Raw genomic sequence first — 597 nt, 5'->3', positions numbered from 1 at the left:
GACTAGTCGTCGGCAGCGTCAGATGTGTATAAGAGACAGCTTCTCGCCGCTCTTGGAAGGCCAGCCGGAACACGCCGGGGACCCCGTCAGCGACGACGCCAGCAGGAGCTTAAGGACGGCGCAGCCAGACGACCCCCGCCCCCTCGTCCGCGGCAAGACCGGCGTCGGCTCCTACGAGGACCCGGTGGACCAGAAGCGCAAGGGCCGGACGAAGGGGAAGACCGGCCGGCCGGGCCGCTGATTTCTCGGCGCTGGCCCCCTTCTGCCGTCATGCCGGACTTGATCCGGCATCCAGCGCGCTCAAGTCCTTGAGCGCGAAAGACTCTTTTTGCGCCGCAGACGCGGCGCTGCTGGATCGATCTGGTCACGCAGCCGACTTGCAAAACTGTAGAAGAAAATCACAACCCGGGGGAGCAAATAACTCCCTATCCGAAGGACATGAAGCAAGTTTCTGCTTTATCAGTGAAAAATCTGCAACCAGATCTTGAACAAACGAAGCTTCCAACATTATATGTTCGAGGTCCATGGTTGCCATGGCGTCGGACGTGAAGCTGGACCTGTCCATGCGGATCGCGCGCCACGGAGACCACGCCGAGG

Annotated in this window: 2 protein-coding genes; one reads left to right on the top strand and one right to left on the bottom strand. The window is 61.0% G+C overall.

What is annotated here, in order from left to right; all coding sequences use genetic code 11:
* On the top strand, positions 1 to 241 hold a 241-nt coding region (locus tag ACPYOJ_RS34615), incomplete at its 5' end, for a hypothetical protein (protein WP_481420265.1).
* Between the two features lie 123 nt (positions 242 to 364).
* Here the strand turns inward: ACPYOJ_RS34615 and ACPYOJ_RS34610 are convergent.
* On the bottom strand, positions 365 to 597 hold a 233-nt coding region (locus tag ACPYOJ_RS34610), incomplete at its 5' end, for a hypothetical protein (RefSeq protein WP_481420264.1).

Source organism: Rhizobium sp. SVR5-9E (assembly GCF_056755095.1).
Note: the sequence above shows the minus strand (reverse complement) of the source record. Positions and strands in the feature narration are given on the sequence as shown.